At 60.6% G+C, this 20,955-nt stretch carries 19 protein-coding genes; 10 read left to right on the top strand and 9 right to left on the bottom strand.

Annotated elements, in window-relative coordinates; genetic code table 11:
- Positions 1 to 105 precede the first annotated feature (105 nt).
- On the bottom strand, positions 106 to 330 hold the full coding sequence (locus tag Q7C20_RS00260) for a YgdI/YgdR family lipoprotein (protein ID WP_348057166.1): 225 nt from the start codon (positions 328 to 330) through the stop codon (positions 106 to 108).
- Positions 331 to 518: 188 nt separating this feature from the next.
- On the opposite strand from Q7C20_RS00260, the gene Q7C20_RS00265 reads away from it, so the two are divergent.
- The 3 genes from Q7C20_RS00265 to Q7C20_RS00275 all read left to right on the top strand — a co-directional run bounded on the left by Q7C20_RS00265 (position 519) and on the right by Q7C20_RS00275 (position 5,439).
- Positions 519 to 2,165, top strand: a complete 1,647-nt coding sequence (locus Q7C20_RS00265; RefSeq protein WP_375064299.1) for a VRR-NUC domain-containing protein — start codon at positions 519 to 521, stop codon at positions 2,163 to 2,165.
- A complete protein-coding gene (locus tag Q7C20_RS00270) occupies positions 2,162 to 4,417 on the top strand; it encodes an ATP-dependent DNA helicase (RefSeq protein ID WP_375064301.1) in 2,256 nt (751 codons plus the stop codon). The genes Q7C20_RS00265 and Q7C20_RS00270 overlap by 4 nt, the downstream gene beginning before the upstream one ends.
- An 80-nt stretch (positions 4,418 to 4,497) precedes the next feature.
- Positions 4,498 to 5,439, top strand: a complete 942-nt coding sequence (locus Q7C20_RS00275; RefSeq protein WP_375064303.1) for an alpha/beta fold hydrolase — start codon at positions 4,498 to 4,500, stop codon at positions 5,437 to 5,439.
- Here Q7C20_RS00275 and Q7C20_RS00280 read toward each other — a convergent pair.
- Positions 5,402 to 6,868: an ATP-binding protein gene (locus Q7C20_RS00280; RefSeq protein ID WP_375064306.1), complete on the bottom strand. Its 1,467-nt coding sequence runs from the start codon at positions 6,866 to 6,868 to the stop codon at positions 5,402 to 5,404. The two genes, Q7C20_RS00275 and Q7C20_RS00280, sit on opposite strands and share 38 nt — an antisense overlap.
- Positions 6,865 to 7,575: a response regulator transcription factor gene (locus Q7C20_RS00285; RefSeq protein WP_375064308.1), complete on the bottom strand. Its 711-nt coding sequence runs from the start codon at positions 7,573 to 7,575 to the stop codon at positions 6,865 to 6,867. Before Q7C20_RS00285 ends, Q7C20_RS00280 begins: the two co-directional genes overlap by 4 nt.
- 484 nt (positions 7,576 to 8,059) lie before the next feature.
- On the opposite strand from Q7C20_RS00285, the gene Q7C20_RS00290 reads away from it, so the two are divergent.
- Both Q7C20_RS00290 and msrA read left to right on the top strand, forming a co-directional pair.
- Entirely contained in the window at positions 8,060 to 9,802 is a 1,743-nt protein-coding gene (locus Q7C20_RS00290; protein WP_375064310.1) for a cytochrome c biogenesis protein DipZ, read from the top strand.
- A gap of 145 nt (positions 9,803 to 9,947) precedes the next feature.
- Complete coding sequence (gene msrA, locus Q7C20_RS00295) at positions 9,948 to 10,643, top strand: peptide-methionine (S)-S-oxide reductase MsrA (RefSeq protein WP_375064312.1); 696 nt, start codon at positions 9,948 to 9,950, stop codon at positions 10,641 to 10,643.
- Between the two features lie 182 nt (positions 10,644 to 10,825).
- On the opposite strand, the gene Q7C20_RS00300 is transcribed toward msrA, so the two are convergent.
- Positions 10,826 to 11,776: an alpha-E domain-containing protein gene (locus Q7C20_RS00300; protein WP_375064314.1), complete on the bottom strand. Its 951-nt coding sequence runs from the start codon at positions 11,774 to 11,776 to the stop codon at positions 10,826 to 10,828.
- Positions 11,777 to 11,778: 2 nt separating this feature from the next.
- Positions 11,779 to 13,188, bottom strand: coding sequence for a circularly permuted type 2 ATP-grasp protein (locus Q7C20_RS00305; protein ID WP_375064316.1), 1,410 nt, complete (start codon positions 13,186 to 13,188; stop codon positions 11,779 to 11,781).
- A gap of 502 nt (positions 13,189 to 13,690) precedes the next feature.
- Here Q7C20_RS00305 and Q7C20_RS00310 point away from each other — a divergent pair.
- The 3 genes from Q7C20_RS00310 (at position 13,691) to Q7C20_RS00320 (ending at position 14,674) form a co-directional block, all read left to right on the top strand.
- Positions 13,691 to 14,236, top strand: coding sequence for a hypothetical protein (locus Q7C20_RS00310; protein WP_375064318.1), 546 nt, complete (start codon positions 13,691 to 13,693; stop codon positions 14,234 to 14,236).
- 79 nt (positions 14,237 to 14,315) lie between these two features.
- The gene (locus Q7C20_RS00315) at positions 14,316 to 14,528 is read left to right on the top strand and encodes a hypothetical protein (protein WP_375064320.1); all 213 of its coding nucleotides are present in this window, start codon (positions 14,316 to 14,318) and stop codon (positions 14,526 to 14,528) included.
- Positions 14,529 to 14,539: 11 nt separating this feature from the next.
- Positions 14,540 to 14,674 (top strand): hypothetical protein, encoded by a 135-nt coding sequence (locus Q7C20_RS00320; protein WP_014718417.1) that lies wholly within the window; start codon positions 14,540 to 14,542, stop codon positions 14,672 to 14,674.
- On the opposite strand, the gene Q7C20_RS00325 is transcribed toward Q7C20_RS00320, so the two are convergent.
- Entirely contained in the window at positions 14,665 to 16,017 is a 1,353-nt protein-coding gene (locus tag Q7C20_RS00325) for a sodium:proton antiporter (protein ID WP_348057190.1), read from the bottom strand. The genes Q7C20_RS00320 and Q7C20_RS00325 overlap by 10 nt on opposite strands.
- A 750-nt stretch (positions 16,018 to 16,767) precedes the next feature.
- Between Q7C20_RS00325 and Q7C20_RS00330 the strand changes: the two genes are divergently transcribed.
- Positions 16,768 to 17,532, top strand: a complete 765-nt coding sequence (locus Q7C20_RS00330; protein ID WP_375064323.1) for an N-acetylmuramoyl-L-alanine amidase — start codon at positions 16,768 to 16,770, stop codon at positions 17,530 to 17,532.
- Complete coding sequence (locus Q7C20_RS00335) at positions 17,529 to 17,651, top strand: hypothetical protein (protein ID WP_375064325.1); 123 nt, start codon at positions 17,529 to 17,531, stop codon at positions 17,649 to 17,651. The genes Q7C20_RS00330 and Q7C20_RS00335 overlap by 4 nt, the downstream gene beginning before the upstream one ends.
- Before the next feature lie 17 nt (positions 17,652 to 17,668).
- Here Q7C20_RS00335 and Q7C20_RS00340 read toward each other — a convergent pair whose 3' ends face one another.
- The 3 genes from Q7C20_RS00340 to Q7C20_RS00350 are packed head-to-tail and all read right to left on the bottom strand — an operon-like array spanning position 17,669 to position 20,655.
- Positions 17,669 to 18,922: an EAL domain-containing protein gene (locus tag Q7C20_RS00340; protein WP_375064327.1), complete on the bottom strand. Its 1,254-nt coding sequence runs from the start codon at positions 18,920 to 18,922 to the stop codon at positions 17,669 to 17,671.
- Between the two features lie 9 nt (positions 18,923 to 18,931).
- Complete coding sequence (locus Q7C20_RS00345; protein ID WP_375064329.1) at positions 18,932 to 19,315, bottom strand: response regulator; 384 nt, start codon at positions 19,313 to 19,315, stop codon at positions 18,932 to 18,934.
- Positions 19,300 to 20,655: a sensor histidine kinase gene (locus tag Q7C20_RS00350; RefSeq protein WP_375064331.1), complete on the bottom strand. Its 1,356-nt coding sequence runs from the start codon at positions 20,653 to 20,655 to the stop codon at positions 19,300 to 19,302. The genes Q7C20_RS00345 and Q7C20_RS00350 overlap by 16 nt, the downstream gene beginning before the upstream one ends.
- Between the last annotated feature and the right edge of the window lie 300 nt (positions 20,656 to 20,955).

Here is a 20,955-nt window from a genome sequence, read left to right on the forward strand (position 1 = left end):
CGGGGCAAGCCCGCTCGCCACAGGGGTAGTCTTCGGGCTCAACGAGTTATACCGCCGATTTAGCGACCCAAAAAAAAGCCCCGCATTTGCGGGGCTCTTTCGTTGTCAGTCTTCTTTGCGTACCGTCGCCACGTCATCGGCCTTGATGCGTAAGTGCTTGCCAGCGATGTCAGTGAATTCGTAAAAGCCATCAGCTGTTTTGGTCTTCGGCGAATCCTTGGTCAAATACTGCGTGCCGTTTTGCAACGTCACCACGGTTTGCGTCGAGCAACCGGCCAATACCAGAAAAGTGAGTGCAACCAGTGGCAGACCCAAATTCTTCATGTTCATAACCCTTACCTTTAACCCTGGATAGTCCTGCAGCCAAAGGCTGCAAGCAGCAAATGTTACGTGATCAACCCACACATCTGATCACTTTTATACGGAAAGTTGCGTGCGCCACTTATCTATTACCGATTGCAACAAGGCGGTTGCAACGGCACTCTGTATGCATAACCAGTATTTGAACAGCGCGCGACATGGCCAACCCACTCGACGATCCCCTGTATTACCTGCATAACTTCCGCCAAGTGCTGTCGTGGCTGGGGCAGCGTTATGCCGATTTGCTTGATGCGGACGAATCGCGATTTATTCAGCAATTTGACAGGTTGCCTCAGGCCTCCCAGGCGTTGCTGGTGCGCATGGTGATGCGCAAGGGCGCGCATTTTCGCGCGAGCAAACTCAATTACCTTGAAATTGGCTGCACCCGCACGGCCGCGCTGGCGTTGCTGGAACTGGGTTGGGTCGATGACAGAAGCCTGCTCACGTTTGACGAGCTGTTTACGCTGTTGCAGAAAGGCGAAATTCTCGGAACGTTCAAACCCTGGATTGACCAGCCCAAGGGCAAAAAGGCGGATTGGCTGGAGGCGCTGGCAACACAATTTCCTGACCGCCGCAGTTTCGCCCAATGGTGCCCGCAGTTGAGTGATGCGTTGTACAGCCTCACCGTGATGGACCTGTGTGACCGACTGCGCCTGATGTTCTTCGGCAACCTTTATCAGGACTGGTCGGAGTTCGTACTGGCTGACTTGGGCATCTACACCTACGAAAAAGTCGAGTTCTGCGCCGAGTCCCGTGGCCTGCGTAACCGCGATGACGTGCACGGGTTTCTGTTCCTGCACGGGTGCCAGCAGGCGTATGAGGCGGGTGAAGCGCTGGAGGGCGTGCTGGCGCAAATCGCCACGTTGCACACCGACAACCCCTGGCTGGAAAAACGTCGCGCCAAACTGTTGTTTCAGGTCGGCCAATATTGCGAGCGAAGTGCCGAGCTGGATCTGGCGCAGCAGATTTACCGCCAGTGTGCCTACCCCGGCGCGCGCTCGCGGCTGATCCGCGTGCTGGAACGCCAGGAACACTATGCCCAGGCCATGGCCCTGGCGTGCACCGCGCAACAGGCTCCGGAAAGCGCCGCCGAAGCACAGCATGTGTTGCGCGTGTTGCCCCGCCTGCGGCGTAAATTGGGCGAGCCGGCGCTGCCAAAGACCAAGCCCCGGGAGGTCACGCGCCTGGATCTGGCGCTGGCGATACCTGAGCCGCTGATGTCGGTGGAATACTGCGTAAAGGCGCACTTGAGTGAGCCGGATGCGCCCGTGCATTACGTCGAAAACGGGCTAATCAATTCACTGTTTGGCCTGCTGTGCTGGGAAGCGATTTTCGCGCCGCTGCCGGGCGCGTTTTTCCACCCGTTCCAGCGCGGGCCGGTGGACCTGCACAGTGAGGATTTCCATCAGCGCCGCGCCGACCTGTTCGCAGCGTGCTTCGAGCAACTGCAGGATGAGCGCTACAAGGTCACCATCCGCCAACGCTACGCGGACAAATGGGGCATCCAGTCGCCGTTCGTGTTCTGGAACCTGTTGGGCGAAGAGTTGCTGGAGCAAGCCTTGGAGTGCCTGCCCGCCGAACACCTGCGCTATTGGTTTGAACGGCTGCTGCTGGACATTCGCGCCAACCGCACCGGCATGCCGGACCTGATCCAGTTCTGGCCCGCGCAAAAGACCTACCGCATGATCGAGGTCAAAGGCCCCGGCGACCGCTTGCAAGACAACCAACTGCGCTGGCTCGAGTTCTGTGGTGAATACCAGATGCCGGTCACCGTGTGTTACGTGCGCTGGGCAGAAACCGCTTGAGTTACAGCGTTGCCGTGCGCGAGTTGTGTGAGTTCACGGCCAAGGTCGGCGACCTCGACCTGCGCTTTACGCCGTCACCCAGCGCCCAGGAAGGCATCGTCGGGCACCGCACGGTCGCGTCCCGGCGCAGCGCGCATTATCAGAACGAGGTGGCCCTGGAAGGTGAGTACCAGCAGCTCAAAGTGCGGGGCAGGGCGGACGGCTACGACCCGGACAGCAACCGCCTGGAGGAAGTGAAAACCTATCGCGGCGACCTCGACGCCCAGCCGGCCAACCACCGCCAATTGCACTGGGCGCAGGTCAAAGTGTACGGCTGGCTGATGTGCCAGAAGCTGGGGCTCAGTGAAATCGACCTGGCGTTGGTGTATTTCGACATCGTCGGCGAGGGTGAAACCTTACTGAACCAGCGCTTTCAGGCGGCGCAGCTGGAACTGTTTTTTAATCAGCAATGCGCGCTGTTTCTCGGCTGGGCCGAACGAGAAATGCAACACCGCGACGCGCGAAATGCCGCCGCCCAAGGCCTGGCGTTCCCCCATGCCGCGTTTCGCCCCGGCCAGCGCTCGTTGGCCGAAACCGTCTACAAGGCCGTCAGCACCGGCCGCTGCCTGATGGCCCAGGCGCCGACCGGCATCGGCAAAACCGTCGGCACGATTTTCCCGATGCTCAAGGCCCTGGCGCCCCAGCAGTTGGACAAATTGTTTTTCCTCACTGCCAAGACCCCCGGCCGCAAATTGGCGCTGGATGCCGCCCAAGTGCTGTACGACAGCAGCCCCGATTTGCCGCTGCGCGTGCTCGAACTCGTCGCACGGGACAAGGCGTGTGAACACCTGGATAAAGCCTGCCACGGCGACTCCTGCCCGTTGGCCAAAGGCTTTTACGACCGCCTGCCCGCCGCTCGCACAGCCGCTTCCAGCGTCAGGTTGCTCGACCAGCGCAACCTGCGCGACGTGGCCCTGGCCCATGACGTGTGCCCGTATTACCTGAGCCAGGAAATGGCGCGCTGGAGCGATCTGGTGGTCGCCGACTACAACTATTATTTCGACTTTGGTGCCATGCTGTTCGGCCTCGGCCAGCTCAACGGGTGGCGCGCCGCGGTGCTGGTGGACGAGGCGCATAACCTGGTGGAACGTGCGCGCTCGATGTACAGCGCGAGCCTCGATCAATACCGCCTCAAGACCCTGCGCGACGCCGCGCCCGAGCCGCTGAAGAAACCCCTGAAACGCCTGAACCGCGAATGGAATGCCCTGCACAAGGACCAGCTCGCGCCGTATCAGGCTTACGCTACTCGGCCGGAAAAACTGCTGCAGGCCTTGAGCCTGTGCGCCAGCGCCATGGGCGATTATTTCAACGACCACCCCGAAGCCCTCAGCGGCGACCTGCAAGCCTTCTATTTCGACGCGCTGCAATTCGCCAAAGTGGCCGAGCTGTTCAATGAACACTTCATCTTTGATATCAGCAAGCGCGAGTTCGGCGGCAAGCGCAGCGCGTCAACCCTGTGCCTGCGCAACGTGGTGCCCGCCGAATTCATCCGCCCCAGGCTGACCGCCGCGCGCAGCAGCGTGCTGTTTTCCGCCACCTTGAGCCCGCGCCATTATTACGCCGACTTGCTCGGCCTGCCGGCCGACACCGCATGGGTGGATGTGGAGTCGCCCTTCAAGGCCGAGCAACTGCAGGTGCGCATCGTCGATGAAATCTCCACGCGTTTTGTGCATCGTCAGGCCTCGCTGGAGCCCATCGTTGAACTGATCGCCCGGCAATTTGCACAACGGCCCGGCAACTACCTGGCGTTTTTCAGCAGCTTCGATTACCTGCAACAGGTGGCGCAATTGATGGCCGAGCGGCACCCGCAGGTGGCGCTGTGGCTGCAATCACGCGGCATGGCCGAGGCTGAGCGCCAGGCGTTTCTCGACCAGTTTACCCAGCACAGCCAGGGCATCGGCTTTGCGGTGCTGGGCGGTGCGTTTGGTGAAGGCATCGACTTGCCCGGCGCTCGCTTGATCGGCGCGTTCATCGCCACCCTGGGATTACCGCAACTGAACCCGGTGAATGAGCAGATGAAAGCCCGCATGGGCATGATTTTCGGCTCTGGCTACGACTACACCTACCTGTATCCCGGTATTCAAAAAGTCGTGCAGGCGGCGGGCAGGGTGATCCGCAGTCAGCAGGACGAGGGCGTGGTGATGCTGATCGATGACCGCTTTGGCGAGTCGCGCGTGCGCCAGCTATTGCCTCGGTGGTGGGCGGTAGACTGAGTTATTCCTGCCATCAATGATGCTGGCTGCGCCACGCGCAATCCTGCACGCTGCTTGAAACCCTCAGAAAGGCTATGCCCATGAGCCCCTTGATCGAGCAAAAGATTGCCGTCAACGGCATTGAATTGAGTGTCCACATTGCCGGCCCTGAAGACGGTAAACCGATCTGGCTGCTGCATGGTTTTCCTGAATGCTGGCATTCCTGGCGTCAACAGATTCCCGCGCTGGCCGCAGCGGGCCATCGTGTCTTCGCCCCGCAAATGCGGGGTTATGGCCAATCGAGTTCACCCGCTGCGGTCGCCGATTACGAAGTGCTGACCCTGTGCGCCGATATCCAGCAGGCCATGGATTATTTCGGCCATGAACACGTGGTGATGGTCGGCCACGATTGGGGGGCCGTGATCGCCTGGCACTTGGCGTTGCTGGAGCCTGCGCGCGTAATGCGCTTGGTGACGATGTCGGTGCCGTTTGCCGGACGCGCCCGCAGGCCGGTGATTGAAATCATGCGTGAGCTGTACGCCGACCGGTTCAATTACATCCTGTATTTCCAGGAACCCGGTGTGGCCGAGCAGGAGTTGAACGCTGATATCGAACGCACATTGCGGCTGTTCATGAGTGATCAGGACGTGTTTTTACAAAACAAGCCGCCCACCGCCACACTGCTCGAAGGCGTCACGGCGTCTGGGGCGTTGCCGGGTTGGTGCAGCCAGGAGGACCTGGACGTCTATGTGCAAACCTTCACCGAACATGGTTTTCGCGGCCCACTGAACTGGTACCGCAACTTCGAGCGCAACTGGCAGCGCAGCGAATTTCTGGCTGGCCGGCAGGTCCTGCAACCCACGCTGTTCCTGATCGGTGACCGTGACCCGGTCGGCGTGTTCGAGGCGCACACGCTTAAACGCATGCCCGACGTGGTGCCTCAACTGGAACAGCATGTATTGGCCAACTGCGGCCACTGGATCCAGAACGAGCAGGCGCAGCAGGTCAACGCGCTGATGCTCGGGTTTCTAGGCAAAAGCTGAACGTTGCGCCATGGCCTGGGCGGTCCACCAGCTGGATGCTGCGCCCGTGCAATTGCAGGATGCGGTGCACGATGCGCAGGCCGAGGCCGCCATCGCGGCGCGCGCCGCCAATGGTAAAGGCGCGCAGGAACAAACCTTCGCGCAACTCGGCGTCGATGCCGGGGCCGTTGTCGCTGACCGTTACGGTCACGGCATTGGCGGCGGGTGCGAGGATCACCTCGACTTCACCGTTGATCGGCGTGTGGCGCAAGGCGTTGTCCAGCAGGTTGGTCAGCACCCGTTCAATCAGCCCCAGATCAGCCAGCACCGTCGGCACCTGCGGTGGCAGGGTGGCGGTAAGGGTGATGCCACGGGCTTCGGCGGTCAGTTCGAATTTCTGAAAGATGTCTTGCACCAGGTCCGGCAGCGAGAAGCCTTCGATCACGGGCTGCACAAAACCGTGTTCCAGGCGTACCAGTTCGAGCAATGACTGGGCCAGGCCGCCGACCTTGCGGCTTTGGTCCAGGGCGATGCCGAGGTAACGGCGGCGCTCTTGCGGGGTGAGGCTGGCGTCCTTGAGGGACAGGGTTTCCAGGTAACCGTGCAACGAGGCGAGCGGCGTGCGCAGGTCGTGGGAAATATTTGCGACCATCTCCCGGCGTTCCTGGTCCTGATGGGTGATGGCCCGCCATTGTTCGCCCAGACGGTTTTGCATTTGCACAAAGGCGTGGTCGAGCACGGCGATTTCATCGCTGCTGTCGAGGGCGGGCGTTTGGGTTTGCGCGGGTTTTGGCGCGCCGTTGATGTCGAACTCGCCGACCTTGTCGGTCAACTGGCGCAGCGGCCGGGTGATCCAGGCAAAGGCGATCAGGCCGGCCATCAGGCACAGCAACGCCACCAGGCCAATGGACCACAGGGCGATTTTCAGCGCCATGCCGGTGGCGTCCTTGGCGTCGTACACGTCGTGCGCTTCGCCCAACAGCACCACGTACAAAAAGCCGGTTTGCTGGCCGTTGGCTTTAAGCGGCGCGGCGCTGAACACCTTGCGCCCATCGACGCTGCGCGGGTCGTCACCGAGAATCGGCAACATGGCGCCGCTCAAGAAGCGCCGGACCGGCGCGAGATCGACCTGGTCACGCAGCAAGTGCCCGCTGGGCGCGGCGTTGCCGACCACGCGGCCATTGATATCGAGCAGGTACACCTCGACGCTCGGGTTCACCAGCATCAATTGGCTGAACAGGTTGCGCACTGCATCGGGCTTGAGGCCGTCGGCGTCCATCAATTGGGTGTCGCGGGCAATGTGCGCGGCCAGGTCGCGGGACAGGCCTTGCACCACTTCCAGCTCGTGCATGTGGTTGGAGCGCACCTGCAACCAGGCCGAGGTCCCGCTGCAAATCAGCAGCAACACCGCGAACACCAGCGACAGGCGTTGGGTCAGGGTCAGTCTCATGGCGGGCTCTCGGCAAACTTGTAGCCACGGCCCCACACCGTGAGGATGCGCGCCGGGTTGGCCGGGTCGGCCTCAACCTTGGCGCGCAGGCGGTTGATGTGGGTGTTCACGGTGTGTTCATACCCTTCGTGGCTGTAGCCCCACACAGCGTTCAGCAGGTCCATGCGTGAAAACACTTTGCCTGGCTGGCGTGCAAAGAAGTACAGCAGGTCGAACTCGCGCGGGGTGAGGTCCAGGCGCTGGCCTTGCAGGGTGACGTCGCGGGTCAGCGGGTTGATGAACAGCTGGCCCAGGTCGAGGCTGCCGGCGTCCATTTTCAGGTTGCGCGCCATGGCGTCGACCCGGCGCAGCAGGGCCTTGACCCGTGCCACCAGCTCCGGCATCGAGAACGGTTTGGCCAGGTAATCGTCAGCGCCCAGCTCCAGGCCGAGGATGCGGTGCAATTCGCTGGAGCGGGCGCTGGTGATGATGATCGGCGTGTAGCGCGTCATGGCGCGGGCGCGACGGCAGATTTCCAGGCCGTCAACGCCCGGCAGCATCAGGTCAAGGATCAGCGCATCCCAGCCGCCTTGCTCCAGCAGGCGCAAACCTTCGTTGCCGTCGGCGCTGTGCACCACTTCAAATTGCTCGTCGCGCAGGTGCAGGCAGATCAAGTCGGCGATGTGCGCATCGTCCTCGACCACCAGGACACGTTTGGGCTGATCCATAGAGAAACCTTCACTTGTAGTCCGCGCATTGTGCGGGTTTTGCAGCCGTGTAGTTATCACGAATTGTTTAACTCTGCGTGAGGATTTCGCGACCGCCAAACGCGCAGGATGGGTTATCGCAGGCAGTGAATTGCTGTGTGTGGGCTAGCGGGCTTCCGTGGCGAGCGAGCTTGCTCGCGTTGGGCTGCGTAGCGGCCCCAAAAAAAGCGGGAGCGCTGCGCACTCCAACGCGAGCAAGCTCGCTCGCCACAGAAGCTCGCTCGCCACACAAGCTCGCTCGCCACACAAGCTCGCTCGCCACAGAAGGTTCGCTGCCAGTCATCCAATTTTGGGTTGAGGAGAAACATATGTACTCACGTCGACAAATACTGCTGGCCGGTGGCGGCCCGGCACCCACTGGCCTGCGCTACTGCATGAACGGCGCAGCCATGACGTTTACGGCGGCTTAAGCCGATGAATTTTTATTTGTATAAGGGAAGATCCCATGTGGCTTCTGGTTCTCGCGTATTTGGGCGGCGTGCTGACAATCGTCAGCCCGTGCATCCTGCCTGTTCTGCCTTTTGTCTTCGCTCGCACCGGGCAGCCGTTTATGCGCAGTGGCTTGCCGCTGTTAGCGGGGATGGCGGTGACGTTCGCCCTGGTCGCCTCGCTGGCGGCGGTGGGCGGCGGTTGGGTGGTGCAAGTCAATCAGTACGGGCGTTGGCTCGCGTTGCTGTGCGTTGCCCTGTTCGGACTCACGCTGTTGCTGCCGCAACTGTCGGAGCGCCTGACACGTCCGCTGGTAGCCGCCGGCAGTCGCCTGTCGGAAGCCGCCGGGGCCGATGCCAAACCGCGTCCGGGCGCTTCGTTCCTGATCGGCGTGGCCACCGGTTTGCTGTGGGCGCCGTGCGCCGGGCCGATTCTGGGCCTGGTGCTGACCGGCGCCGCGCTGCAGGGCGCCAGCATCGGCACTACCTTGCTGCTGCTGGCCTACGCCGCCGGTGCTGCTACGTCCCTGGCCCTGGCCCTGTTGGTCGGCGGTAAAGTCTTTGGCTTCATGAAAAAATCCCTCGGCGCCGGTGAATGGCTGCGCCGTGGCCTCGGTGCGCTGATGCTGGCCGGTGTGGCTGCCATCGCGCTGGGCCTGGACACGGGCGTGCTGTCACGCTTGTCGACCGCCTCCACGGGTGGCCTGGAACAACGCTTGGTCGACCAGTTGAACGCCAAGCCCGAGCAGAAGGGCGGCGCGATGATGGCGGCCGCCAACCACGGCGACACGCTGCCGATTGAAGGCGCGTTGCCGCCACTCGACGGCGCGGTGCAATGGCTCAACAGCCCGCCGCTGACTGCCGAAGCGCTCAAAGGCAAAGTTGTGCTGGTGGATTTCTGGACCTACTCCTGCATCAACTGCCTGCGCACCTTGCCGTATGTCAAAGCCTGGGCCGAGAAGTACCACGATCAAGGCCTGGTCGTGATTGGCGTGCACGCCCCGGAGTTTGCGTTTGAGCGCGACGTCAGCAATGTGACCAAGGCCATGAAAGACCTGGGCATCACCTACCCGGTGGCGATCGACAACAATTACAAAATCTGGCGCGCCTTCAATAACCAGTACTGGCCGGCGCATTACTTCGCCGATGCCAAGGGCCAGATCCGTTACCACCACTTTGGCGAAGGCGATTACGCCGAGTCGGAGCGGGTGATCCAACAACTGCTGCGTGAAGCCGGCGCCAAAAACGTTGCCGGTGGTTTGATCGAAGCCGACGCCAAAGGTGTGCAACAGGCGCCGGACAGCAATGAAGTGCAGTCGCCGGAAACCTACCTGGGCTTTCAGCGCGCCGAGAACTTCGTCACCACCGGCACCCTGGGTACCGACAAGGTGGTGAACTACCCGGCGGCCGGCAAGCTGGCCTTGAACAACTGGACCCTGGAAGGCCAATGGAACGTCGGCGGCCAGCAGGCGACCCTTGAGGGTGCCGGCGGGCGCATCGTCTACCGCTTCCACGCCCGTGACCTGCACCTGGTGCTGGGCCCTGGGGCAGATGGCACGCCGGTGCGCTTCAAAGTCAGCATCGACGGCCAGGCCCCGGGCGATGCCCACGGCACCGACGTGGCGCCGGACGGCAGCGGCACGGTGACCGAGCAGCGCTTGTACCAGTTGGTGCGTCAGCCGGGTGCTGTGCAGGACCGAACCTTCAGTATCGAATTTCTCGACCCGAACGTGGCGGCCTACGCCTTCACCTTCGGCTAACCCGATTTCCTGACCTGGCAACCCAATCACTGTGGGAGCTGGCTTGTCTGCGATAGCGGCGGGTCAGCCAGCTTATCGGGTGCTGACACACTGCCATCGCAGGCAAGCCAGCTCCCACAGTCGACCGCGCACTGGAGTGACATTGATGAAACTACTCAAAATTTTGCCCGCTCTTGCCTTCGCTGCCTTCGTCGGCCAAAGCTCGGCGTTCTCTTTCGGTGGCGCTGAAGACGCGGTGATGATCGCACCGCCCGCCATGGACCTGCCCGCCGAGTCCGGCAACCTGCAAACCGCCGTTTTCGCCGGCGGCTGCTTCTGGGGCGTGCAGGGCGTGTTCCAACACGTGCAGGGCGTCAAAAACGCCGTCTCCGGCTACGATGGCGGCGCCGCGAACACCGCCCAATACGAATCCGTCAGCGAGGGCGATACCGGCCACGCCGAATCCGTCTCGGTGACCTACGACCCGAAAGAAGTCAGCTACGGCAAACTCCTGCAGATCTACTTCTCCGTGGCCCACAACCCCACCGAGCTGAACCGCCAGGGCCCGGACAGCGGCACGCAGTACCGCTCGGAAATCTTCGCGCAGAATGCCGAGCAGCAAAAAGTCGCTCAGGCCTATATCGCGCAGCTGGATGCGGCCAAAGCGTTCGATAAACCGATTGTGACCAAGGTGGAAATGGGCAAGTCGTTCTTCCCGGCGGAGTCCTATCATCAGGACTTCCTGACCGAAAACCCGTCCTACCCGTACATCGTGATCAACGACCTGCCGAAGGTGGCGCAGCTGAAAAAACTCTTCCCCGACCAATACCGCGCCGAACCGGTGCTGGTGAAAAACCAATAACCACCACACATCAAATGTGGGAGGGGGCTTGCTCCCGATTGCGGTGGTTCAGTCATGAATAGGTCGACTGACACCCCGCTATCGGGAGCAAGCCCCCACCCACATTAGAGCTCCACTAGGCTTGGGATTTGGTCTTGGCCAGAAAAGGCGCCAAGCGCCGCCCCATTTACTCACCCAACGCTTCAGACCATTTCCAGGTACGAGCTTTGAATCGCCCGTGCCAGTTCGCGCACATTGTCGATAAAGTCCGTCAGGCGACTGTGCAGGCCTTCTTCCAGGATTTCGTCGATACCTGTGTAGCGCAGCCGCGCCTCGAACTCAGCCGCCAGGCGCTGGGCGGTGCGCCCGTAACTGCCGGGCAGGTCTGCGAGGATATGGCTCAGTTCCTCGATGCACGCGTGCAATGAACGCGGCACGTCACTGCGCAACAGCAGCAATTCAGACACGGAGCGCGCATTCAGCGCATTCGGGTACAGCTCGGTATACGCCTCGAACGATGACAATGCGCGGAGCAGGGCGCTCCACTGGTAATAACCACGGGCCGACAAGTCGCTGACTTCTTCCGACTCCTCGCCAAACATCTCATAACGCGCATCCAGCAAGCGCAAGGTGTTGTCTGCGCGCTCGACAAAGGTGCCCAGACGAATGAATCGGTAGGCGTCATTGCGCATGATGGTGCCCGAGGTCGCGCCACGGAACAGGTGCGAGCGCTGCTTGACCCAGTCACAGAAGTGGCTGATGCCATGGCGCGCCAGGCCGCCGGCGGCGATGCTGCGCATTTCCAGCCAGGTGGCGTTGAGGTTTTCCCACATGTCGGCGGTAATGCGCCCGCGTACCGCGTGGGCATTGCCGCGGGCGGCGCGCAGGCAGTTGTAGATGCTCGCCGGGTTTTCTTCGTCAAGGGCGAAAAAGTGCAGCATACGCTCGGCGTCCAGCTGCTTGTGGCGTTCGCGGTAGCTATCGAGGGTGCCGCTGCTGAGCAACGACATTGCCAGTTCGTCCAGGCCATCGCTGCGCCCGGCCTGGGGCATCAACGACAGCGAGTAACTCACTTCGAGCATGCGCGCCAGGTTCTCGGCGCACTCCAGGTAACGGGACATCCAGTACAGATCTGCGGCGGTTCTACTCAACATACTCAGCCCTCCACCACCCAGGTGTCCTTGGTTCCGCCGCCTTGCGACGAGTTGACGATCAACGAGCCTTCCTTCAGCGCTACGCGGGTCAGGCCGCCGGGCACCAGGCGAGTTTCCTTGCCCGAGAGCACGAACGGCCGCAGGTCAATATGCCGGGGCGCGATGCCGCTTTCGACAAAGGTGGGGCAGGTGGACAGGCTCAGGGTCGGTTGGGCGATATACGCGTGCGGCCGCGCCTTGATGCGCTGGCGGAAGTCCTCGATCTCGGCGGCAGTTGAAGCCGGCCCCACGAGCATGCCGTAGCCGCCGGAGCCTTGGGTTTCCTTGACCACCAGTTCCGGCAGGTGCGCCAGTACGTGGGACAGTTCATCGGGTTTGCGGCACTGGAAGGTCGGCACGTTTTGCAGTACAGGCTCTTCGTCGAGGTAGAAACGGATCATCTCCGGCACATACGGGTAAATCGATTTGTCATCCGCCACGCCGGTGCCGATGGCGTTGGCCAGTACCACATTGCCCGCGCAATAGGCGGCCACCAGGCCGGGAACGCCGAGCATTGAATCCTTGTTGAAGGCTTTGGGGTCGAGGAAGGCGTCGTCGATGCGCCGGTAAATCACGTCCACCGGCTTGGGGCCGTCGGTGGTGCGCATGAACACCTTGAGGTCGTGCACGAACAGGTCGGCGCCTTCCACCAGTTCCACGCCCATCTCGCGGGCGAGGAACGCGTGCTCAAAGAACGCGCTGTTGAAGCGGCCCGGCGTCAGCACCACCACGTTGGGGTTGTCGAGGCGGCTGGAGCTTTTCAGGGTCTTGAGCAACAGGTTGGGGTAGTGGTCAACCGGCGCGATGCGCTGTTTGGCGAACACTTCGGGGAACAGGCGCATCATCATCTTGCGGTCTTCGAGCATGTAGCTCACGCCGCTGGGAGTGCGCAGGTTGTCTTCAAGCACGTAGTAAGTGCCGTCGCCGTCGCGCACCAGGTCCACGCCGGAAATATGCGAGTAGATGCCACGGTGCAAGTCGAGCCCGACCATCGCCTTCTGGTAACCCTCGTTGCCCAGCACCTGTTCGGCGGGAATGATGCCGGCCTTGATAATGCGCTGGTCGTGGTAGATGTCGGCGAGGAACATGTTCAGCGCGTTCACGCGCTGGATGCAGCCGCGTTCGATCACGGCCCATTCACTGGCGGGGATGCTGCGCGGGATGATGTCGAAGGGGATCAGGCGCTCGGTGTCCTGTTCGTCACCGTAGAGGGTGAAGGTGATCCCGGCCCGGTGGAACAGCAAATCGGCTTCGCGACGCCGTTGGGCCAACAGTTCCGGCGGCGTGTTGGCCAGCCAGCGGGAGAAATCCTGATAGTGCGCACGGCACGCGCCGTCTGCGTCATTCATTTCATCAAAGAAAGATCGAGCCATTCCAGTACCTTGTCAGTGCCCAGCGTTGCATGGGTGGCACTGCCGCTAAAAAAAACGCATTTTTTTATGAGCCCGTAGCGCAGGGTGCCACTGGGCCTGGTCCTTACTTTCTTATGGGGGTCGGCTCTGGGTGGAGGGGTAACGAATGCTCCTGAATCCGGGCAGATGAATGGATAAAGCAATGCTTGTGCCGGAACGGCAGATGGGCTGCCGAAAAACCTGTGGTGAGCGAGCTTATTGTGGTCAGAAGGTGTGGTTGTGGCGAGCGGGCTTGCCCCGCGTTGGAGTGCGCAGCGCTCCCGCTTTTTTTGGGGCCGCTGCGCAGCCCAACGCGGGGCAAGCCCGCTCGCCACAGTAAGCCCGCTGGTCACACAAGCCAACTCAACACAGGAGGCTCGCTCGCCACAGGTGCGTGCTGTGTTCCAAATTGGTGCATGAACAAACTGAACTTCACTCCCCCGCGATTCTTCTAACGTGACTCGTTCCCGTATGGAGCACCGTCGTGCCCAGAATCATCTCCCCAGACACCCCCGAGTCGGCTGTGAACGACCACAGCGAGCACACCGCGAAGATCTTCGGCTCGCCCAAAGACCGTCTCGACTTCTATCGCCGCGAAATCCAGTACGAAACCACCATCCTGGCCAACCGTACCGACGCCTACCTCACCGCGCAGTCGTTCCTGGTCATCGCCTTTGTCTCGGGCATGGGCAATCTCAACCCGGAGTGGGGCAAGCTGTTCACCGTAGTGGTGCCGGTAATCCTCGCGGCGCTGGGGATTCTCAGCTCGCTGAACGCCTGGCCGGGTATCCGCGCAGCGTACGACATCATTGACCACTGGCACTTCAAGCAAAGCGAATTGCTGCGCAGCGAGCCTGTCATGGGCATGGCTTATGACGAGTCGCCGCTGTTTTCCGAGGTTGAGTCCTCGCACAAGGGCTACCGCAAGTCCCTGCTGTTTTCAGTGCGCACGCCCTGGATTTTCATGGTGTTCTGGGTAGTGCTCGGCGCCTATGCGTTTTATATCCAGGTGGATAACCCAGGCTCGTAAGTGTTTTGAACTTCACGCCAACGCACGCGACCTTAACCTTACGCAGCACACGTTTTCAGACGCTGCGAAGAGGTGACCCATGAGCACAGACAACGATCCCCAAGTCAGCGGTCGCAACGACCCGGCCATCGACGGCGGCGAGCCGGCCCCCGGTACTGCTGCCGATGCGCCAAAAGACCCGACGCCTGCGCCCGACCCCAAGGCCGAGGAAAACGACTACAGCCCGGACTTTGAGCCTGAGCCTGAGGCCAAGCCGCAAACCGATGCCGATATCGATACCCAAGGCGGTTAGAGGAGACGGACATGTCAAAAGAACTGGATGACGAACTCAACGACCCGGGCAACGAAGACCCAGGCTCGCTGATGGACGATGCTGAAGTGCCGCTCAATGATCTGGATGAAGCGGCTGACGTTGGTAATACCGAAAATCAGGACTGACCTTTCACCCCGGCGCGTCGTTCATACCAGGCCAGCATGGGCTGGGTACTCAACCCATGAACGACGACGCTCAGGGCAATCACCGACAAGGTGAGATTCACCGCCACTGCGCTGCTGGTGCCAATCAGCCCGTGGTTAAGTGCGTAAAACAGGTAGTAAATGCTGCCGATCCCACGGATGCCGAACCAGCCCATCAACCCGCGTTGTTGCCGATTGATCAGGCTGCCCCAAGGCATGGCGAACACGCTGATCGGGCGAATCACGCAAAACAGCAACGCTGCCACTGCCAAGGCACGCCAATCCCAGTGGCTGGCCAGGACGATTCCCAGCACCGTCACCAGAAACACTTCCATCGAGCGTTCCACCAAACCACCGAATGCGAGCATGTCGCCCATCATCACCCCGGCCGCAATTTGCGTGTCGGCCAGGTGAGCAGTGTCGCCCTGCAGGGCATTTTTCGGCTCGATTTCCAGGTGGCCCACCACGGGCAATGCCAGATGTTCGGAGGGGATTTCAGCTTTGCCGCTGGACTTGAACTCGGCCTGTCGCAGGCCCAAGCCGGCGGCGAATACCGACAGAAAGCCGTAGCCACCCACGGCCTCGGCGACCACATAGGCCAGGGCAATCAGCGCCAGCGTGAGGTAGTCGTTGGGTGACAACGTGCTGTCGGCATTGGTGATGCGCATCCACAAGGTCACGCGGCCAATGCCGCGGCCCATCCAGTAACCAATCAACAACCCAGCCGGTACCGCCCACAGCAGGTTTTTCAGGACCCAGCCGCCGAGCCAGTCGCCGTCGAACCCACCGTGCTGCATAAACAGCAGGGCGAAGATCACAAAGGGAAAGGCGGTGCCATCGTTCAAGCCGGCTTCACCGGACAGGCCAAAGCGCAGCGCGTCATAGTCCTGCGCGTTGTTGACTTGCACCAGGCCCGCCAGTACCGGGTCGGTGGGCGCAAGCAGAGCGCCGACCAGCAGCGACACACCCCACGACAGTTCAAACAGGTAATGCAGCGCCAGGCAGGTGCCCAGAATGGTCAGCAGCATCACCGGCCCAGCCATGCCAAAGGCGATGCGCCATGTGCGATGGCGCAACGGCAGGCGCAGCTTCAAGCCGCTGACGAACAGCGAAAACAGCACCGCGACTTCGGTCAAGTGCTCCATCCAGCGTGCGGAGTCTTTGATATCCAGGTGCAACAGGTCCACACCGAGCGGGCCGATGGCCACGCCGAGCAGCAGGCACACCGCTGAGGTGGTCACTGGCATCCAGCGCAGGTACGAGGAGGTGAGGGCGAGGGTCAGCAATACGGCGCCGAGTACGGCCATCCATAGAATAAACGTCATCGAGCATGTACCGGGGGCCGTGGTCTATCCGCCTTGGAGGCCAGCCGCCGGGCACAGGTTCAATGTGTTTCCATTCGTTGCTGGTCGATGGTTTTGCGGCGAATCATGTCGATCAGTTGACGCAAGCCCGGCTGACCCCTACAGACGATAAGTACCCCGTGGCGAGCGGGCTTGTCGAATCGTCGCACCGCCCGCGTTGGGCTGCGAAGCAGCCCCATAATCAGCGGCCGAGGAGTACCTGACCCAGCGCATTCTTGCTTTTTAGGGTCGCTTCGCAACCCAACGCGGGGCAAGCCCGCTCGCCACAGGATAATTATCGTTTGTTCTGGCTGAAGACCTTGAAAGGGCAGGCTCCAAGCCTTCCTGAACCTGACTCGGACTGACCTGCGATCACGCTGATTTTCCAGGGTGAACCCGCTCCCACAGTTGGACGTCCTACACCCGATGAATTTCATTCACGACCTGTCTGGAACGCTCAATAACTCGGTAAGTGCATGTGCAGAAACAAGGTTGCGGCTGAAGTTAACCGGGGATTGCAGTTATCTCGAAAAAATATAAAGAACTGTTATTCCTGACAGGTGTGGCACCTCAGTCAAACAGATACGTTAGTTGAACGCAGCCTGCCACGCGCCTGCTGCGGATTAAGTTGACGCTTCAAATCGATTGCCGCACCCGTAGATACCACGGTGGGTTGTGACGATGAGGCCGTCCGCTAACTCACTGTTGCTGGCTTAAATAAAGGGAATTGTTATGTATAAGCTTGACACCACCACCTATCGCTCCGTTAAAGGATTTAACAGTCGAATTCGCTTTCTCTTACTGCATTACACCGCTTGCAATTTGCCGACCGCGGCAGCCGCACTTACTGGAGGCCAAGTGAGCGCGCATTACCTGGTGCCAGACCCCACCGAACAAACCTACGTTGACGCAGGATTCAACGGCATGACTATTTTTGGCCTGGTCGACGAAAAAGAACGGGCGTGGCATGCGGGCGTCAGCAGTTGGGCCGGACGCAGTAACCTTAACGACACCTCCATTGGCGTCGAGATCGTTAGTTTGGCTGTTGATAATAAAGGGGTATTTACGTTCCCGCCTTATGACCCCGTACAGGTGAATTCAGTGATAGAACTGGCAACAGACATTCTTTCCCGCTACACCGATATCACCCCCACCCAAATACTCGGACACAGTGATGTTTCGGCGGGAAGGAAATCCGACCCGGGTGCTGAGTTTCCGTGGAAAAAACTGCATGACGCTGGAGTTGGAGCCTGGTACGACGAGGCAACGAAGCAAAGTTACACCATGCGATTTGAAAATGTCCTGCCGACGAACGCGGAGGTCTTGGCTAAAATGAGCCGATACGGGTATGACGTTTCTGGAGCAAGCGTTCAACAAAACTGCACTAATCTGATACGCGCCTTTCAACTTCATTTTCGCCCTAAAAAGTACGATGGCGTTCTGGACGCTGAAACAGCTGCCATTCTTTACGCGCTGGTCGAGAAGTATTTTCCATGAAACGAGCTCGCAGCATTTGGGTGAAAGTGGGCGACCTCAAGGTGTCTGCCCTGCAGCCGGTGCTGGCGCTGATCAGCCGCACTAGGCGCTTGAGTGCTGCCCATCGCGGCTCGATCTAAGCCTGCGCGCGACTATTTCACGGCCCTTTGAGACGCTCCAGTAACAGGCGTTCCAGGGTTGTGACGGGCAACGGTCGACTGAACAGATAGCCCTGAATCTGATCGCAGCCGGCCTCTTTCAAAAAGGCGAGTTGCTCCTGGGTTTCCACGCCTTCGGCCACCGCTCGCAGGTTGAGGCTGTGGGCCAGTTCGATGATGGTACGGGCGATGGCCGCGTCCTGCGGGTTGGTGGTGACTTCACGAATAAACGCGATATCGATCTTTAGCGTATCGATAGGGAAACGCCGCAGGTACGCCAGGCTTGAATAGCCGGTGCCGAAGTCGTCGATGGAGATTTTCACGCCCATGGCGCGCAGCCGCTGCAGGCTGTCGATGGTGTGCTGGGTGTTCTCCATCAGCGAACCTTCGGTCAGCTCGACCTCCAGCCAATGCGCCTCAACCCCGGTTTGCGCGAGGATGCGCGAAATATCCGAAATCAGGTCGCCCTCGATCAATTGATAGCCGGAGACGTTCACCGAGACTTCAACCGGGCCAATCTCGCCACGCTGCCACTCGGCAATTTGTTCGCACACGGTTTTGATGACCCAGCGGCCCACGGTGACAATCAGCCCGAGGCTCTCCAGTATCGGCACAAACACCGCCGGGGACACCGCGCCGTAGCCTGGGCGCTCCCAGCGCAGCAAGGCTTCAAGGGCACATATCTGGCCGCCCGCCAGTTCAAGTTTGGGCTGGTAATGCACGGTGAAATCACCCTGGTCAACGGCCAGGCGCAGCGCCGCCTCCAGGTCCTTGCGGGCGAGGTCATGCACGTTCATGCCCGTCATTGCGCCGGTGTTTTGTTGCAGTTGTTGCTCCAGCATCAGGCTGTGGTTTTTCAGTTGATCGCCGCGCGCCTTCAGCCTTAGCAGGTTGCGCACGCGCAGCCATAGCTCGACACGCTCCACCGGTTTGCTGAGAAATTCCTCCGCGCCGGTTTCCAGCCCGCTGACACGCGCGCTGGCCTCGCTCAGCGCTGACAGCATGATGATCGGGATGTTCGCCGTGGCTTCATCACTTTTCAGCTGGCTGGCGACTTCGTAGCCGTCCATGCCTGGCATCATGATGTCCAGCAGGATCAGGTCGGGCGGCTGTTGCGCCACCAACAGCAAGGCTTCTTCGCCGCTGCCCGCAGTCAGGGTCAGGTAGCCCTCATGTTGCAACAAGGTTTCCAATAACTTGCGAACCTGGGGTTCATCATCAACGATTAATAACGTTGCGGGTTGGCTGGCCATGGAGAGAACTCATGTGAGAGGGCTGATGTTCGTTTGCAGCAAGGTGTCGATCACCTGATACAGCTCTTTGTAGCGCAGCGGTTTGATGATGTAGGCATCGCAACCGGCCAGTCGGGTCTTCTCGCGGTCTTCCTTCATGGCCATCGCAGTCAGGGCAATCACCGGAATGTGCGCGGTGAGCGGGTCCTGCTTGAGCAACAAAGTGGCCGCCAGGCCGTCCATCCCCGGCAGTTGAATGTCCATCAGGATCAGTGCCGGTTGCTTGTCCCGGGCCAGGGTCAGGCCCGTCTCGGCATCGGCGGCCCACAGCACGCTGTGGCCGGCATTGACCAGCAGCAAGCGCGCCAGGCGCATGTTGGCCTCGTTGTCTTCGACGATCAGGATTTCGGCCATGGGGCCTCCGTGAGTGGCGCGCGACGCAACGGCAACCACACCACGAAGCGCGCGCCCAAACCTTCGCGACTGGCTACGGCAACGCTACCGCCATGCAGGTCGGTCAGTTGCTTGACCATCGCCAGCCCCAGGCCGGTGCCTTCGAATTTGCGCGCCAGGCTGCTGTCGATCTGGCTGAACGCCTTGAACAGCTTGCCCATGTCATCTGCGGCAATGCCGATGCCCGTGTCGCTGACGCTTAACTCCAGAAAGCGCTGGTGCGTACTGGGTTGCAGTGCAAAGCCGTGGGCCGGCCAGTCTGCGGGAATCTGCCCGACCTGCTCGCGGTCCACTTCGCGCACCGCCAGGGTCACGCTGCTGCCGTGTGCGCTGAACTTCACCGCATTTGCCAGCAGGTTGTAGACGATTTGCTTGGTCTTGCGCTGGTCCAGTTCCAGGCTGCCGACATCGTCTGCGTATTCGAGCTTGAGCTGGATGCGCTGCAGGGCGGCCTTTTCGCGCACGATCAACAGGCTGTTGGCCAACAGCCCCGCGAGTTCCACTGGCTCCAGTTCCAGCTCCATCATGCCGGCCTCGACCTTGGACAGGTCGAGGATGTCGTTGATCAGCGACAACAAATGCTGGCCGCTGGTGAAGATGTCGCCAATGTATTCGCGTTGAGTGTCGCTCATGTCGCCGACCAGGCCATCCTTGAGCGCCTCGGAAAACCCGATCACCGCGTTCAGTGGCGTGCGCAGCTCATGGGACATGGTGGCGAGGAATTCCGACTTCATGCGGCTGGCGTGTTCGAGCTCCAGGTTCTTTTCTTCCAGCGCACGTTCGAAGCCTTTGCGCTCGGCTTCTTCCTGTTTGCGCGCGGTGTTGTCGGTGCCGATCAGCAGGTAGCCGATGATCGTGTCATGCCGGTTGCGCAAGGCGGTCACCGAGACCATCGCCGACAGTCGACTGCCGTCCTTGCGGATATAGGTCAGTTCGTAAATGTCTTCGATGCCCCGAGAGGCCTTGAACACCAGCGCTTCGAAACCTGGGGTGATAGGCGTGTCGAGTTCCAGGCTGAGGGCGTCGGCGCGGGTGATCAATTCAACAGGGTCGGAAATATCGGCAGGGGTGATGCGGTTGACTACGTCGGCGGCGGCATAGCCGAGCATGCGTTCGGCGCCGACGTTGAAAATTTGAATAACGCCTTTTTCATCGGTCGCAATGCTGGAGAAGTACGCGCTGTTGAAAATCGCGTCTTGCAGGGCACCGGTCTTGAGCAGGGTTTTCTGGCGTTTGAATTCGACTATTTTTTCAGCCCGCGACTGCGGTTCGGGCGGTTGGTCGGTTGAGCGTGTATCCATCGCAAGACATCCGTGAACTTCAGGCCCGCCATCGTCAACAGAGGATGGCGCAGAGCATGCTCACAGAAGGTCGCGCGAGCGCGACGAGGAGGAGATGAGGTCTTTGGACAATAGCAGACATTGTGGCGTTTAGAGCATTGAAGGTGTCCATCTGCCAGCTTAATCCACGGTCATTTATGATTCTTTGCGCGCAGGGACAGATTTTTCGCCCTTGCGACTTAATCGCATGATGAAACGTTTCATCAAACGATAAACGGCGCACGCAAGCGCTTGCGTAAGGAAATGTAACTGACTAGAGTC

The sequence above is a fragment of the Pseudomonas sp. AMR01 genome (genome assembly GCF_041946035.1).
GTDB lineage: Bacteria > Pseudomonadota > Gammaproteobacteria > Pseudomonadales > Pseudomonadaceae > Aquipseudomonas > Aquipseudomonas antarctica_B.

Coding starts and splice junctions, on each gene's coding strand:
- Q7C20_RS00260 (WP_348057166.1), bottom strand. CDS start 330: ATGAACATGAAGAATTTGGGTCTGCCACTGGTTGCACTCACTTTTCTG.
- Q7C20_RS00265 (WP_375064299.1), top strand. CDS start 519: ATGGCCAACCCACTCGACGATCCCCTGTATTACCTGCATAACTTCCGC.
- Q7C20_RS00275 (WP_375064303.1), top strand. CDS start 4,498: ATGAGCCCCTTGATCGAGCAAAAGATTGCCGTCAACGGCATTGAATTG.
- Q7C20_RS00280 (WP_375064306.1), bottom strand. CDS start 6,868: ATGAGACTGACCCTGACCCAACGCCTGTCGCTGGTGTTCGCGGTGTTG.
- Q7C20_RS00285 (WP_375064308.1), bottom strand. CDS start 7,575: ATGGATCAGCCCAAACGTGTCCTGGTGGTCGAGGACGATGCGCACATC.
- Q7C20_RS00290 (WP_375064310.1), top strand. CDS start 8,060: ATGTGGCTTCTGGTTCTCGCGTATTTGGGCGGCGTGCTGACAATCGTC.
- msrA (WP_375064312.1), top strand. CDS start 9,948: ATGAAACTACTCAAAATTTTGCCCGCTCTTGCCTTCGCTGCCTTCGTC.
- Q7C20_RS00300 (WP_375064314.1), bottom strand. CDS start 11,776: ATGTTGAGTAGAACCGCCGCAGATCTGTACTGGATGTCCCGTTACCTG.
- Q7C20_RS00305 (WP_375064316.1), bottom strand. CDS start 13,188: ATGGCTCGATCTTTCTTTGATGAAATGAATGACGCAGACGGCGCGTGC.
- Q7C20_RS00315 (WP_375064320.1), top strand. CDS start 14,316: ATGAGCACAGACAACGATCCCCAAGTCAGCGGTCGCAACGACCCGGCC.
- Q7C20_RS00320 (WP_014718417.1), top strand. CDS start 14,540: ATGTCAAAAGAACTGGATGACGAACTCAACGACCCGGGCAACGAAGAC.
- Q7C20_RS00325 (WP_348057190.1), bottom strand. CDS start 16,017: ATGACGTTTATTCTATGGATGGCCGTACTCGGCGCCGTATTGCTGACC.
- Q7C20_RS00330 (WP_375064323.1), top strand. CDS start 16,768: ATGTATAAGCTTGACACCACCACCTATCGCTCCGTTAAAGGATTTAAC.
- Q7C20_RS00335 (WP_375064325.1), top strand. CDS start 17,529: ATGAAACGAGCTCGCAGCATTTGGGTGAAAGTGGGCGACCTCAAGGTG.
- Q7C20_RS00340 (WP_375064327.1), bottom strand. CDS start 18,922: ATGGCCAGCCAACCCGCAACGTTATTAATCGTTGATGATGAACCCCAG.
- Q7C20_RS00345 (WP_375064329.1), bottom strand. CDS start 19,315: ATGGCCGAAATCCTGATCGTCGAAGACAACGAGGCCAACATGCGCCTG.
- Q7C20_RS00350 (WP_375064331.1), bottom strand. CDS start 20,655: ATGGATACACGCTCAACCGACCAACCGCCCGAACCGCAGTCGCGGGCT.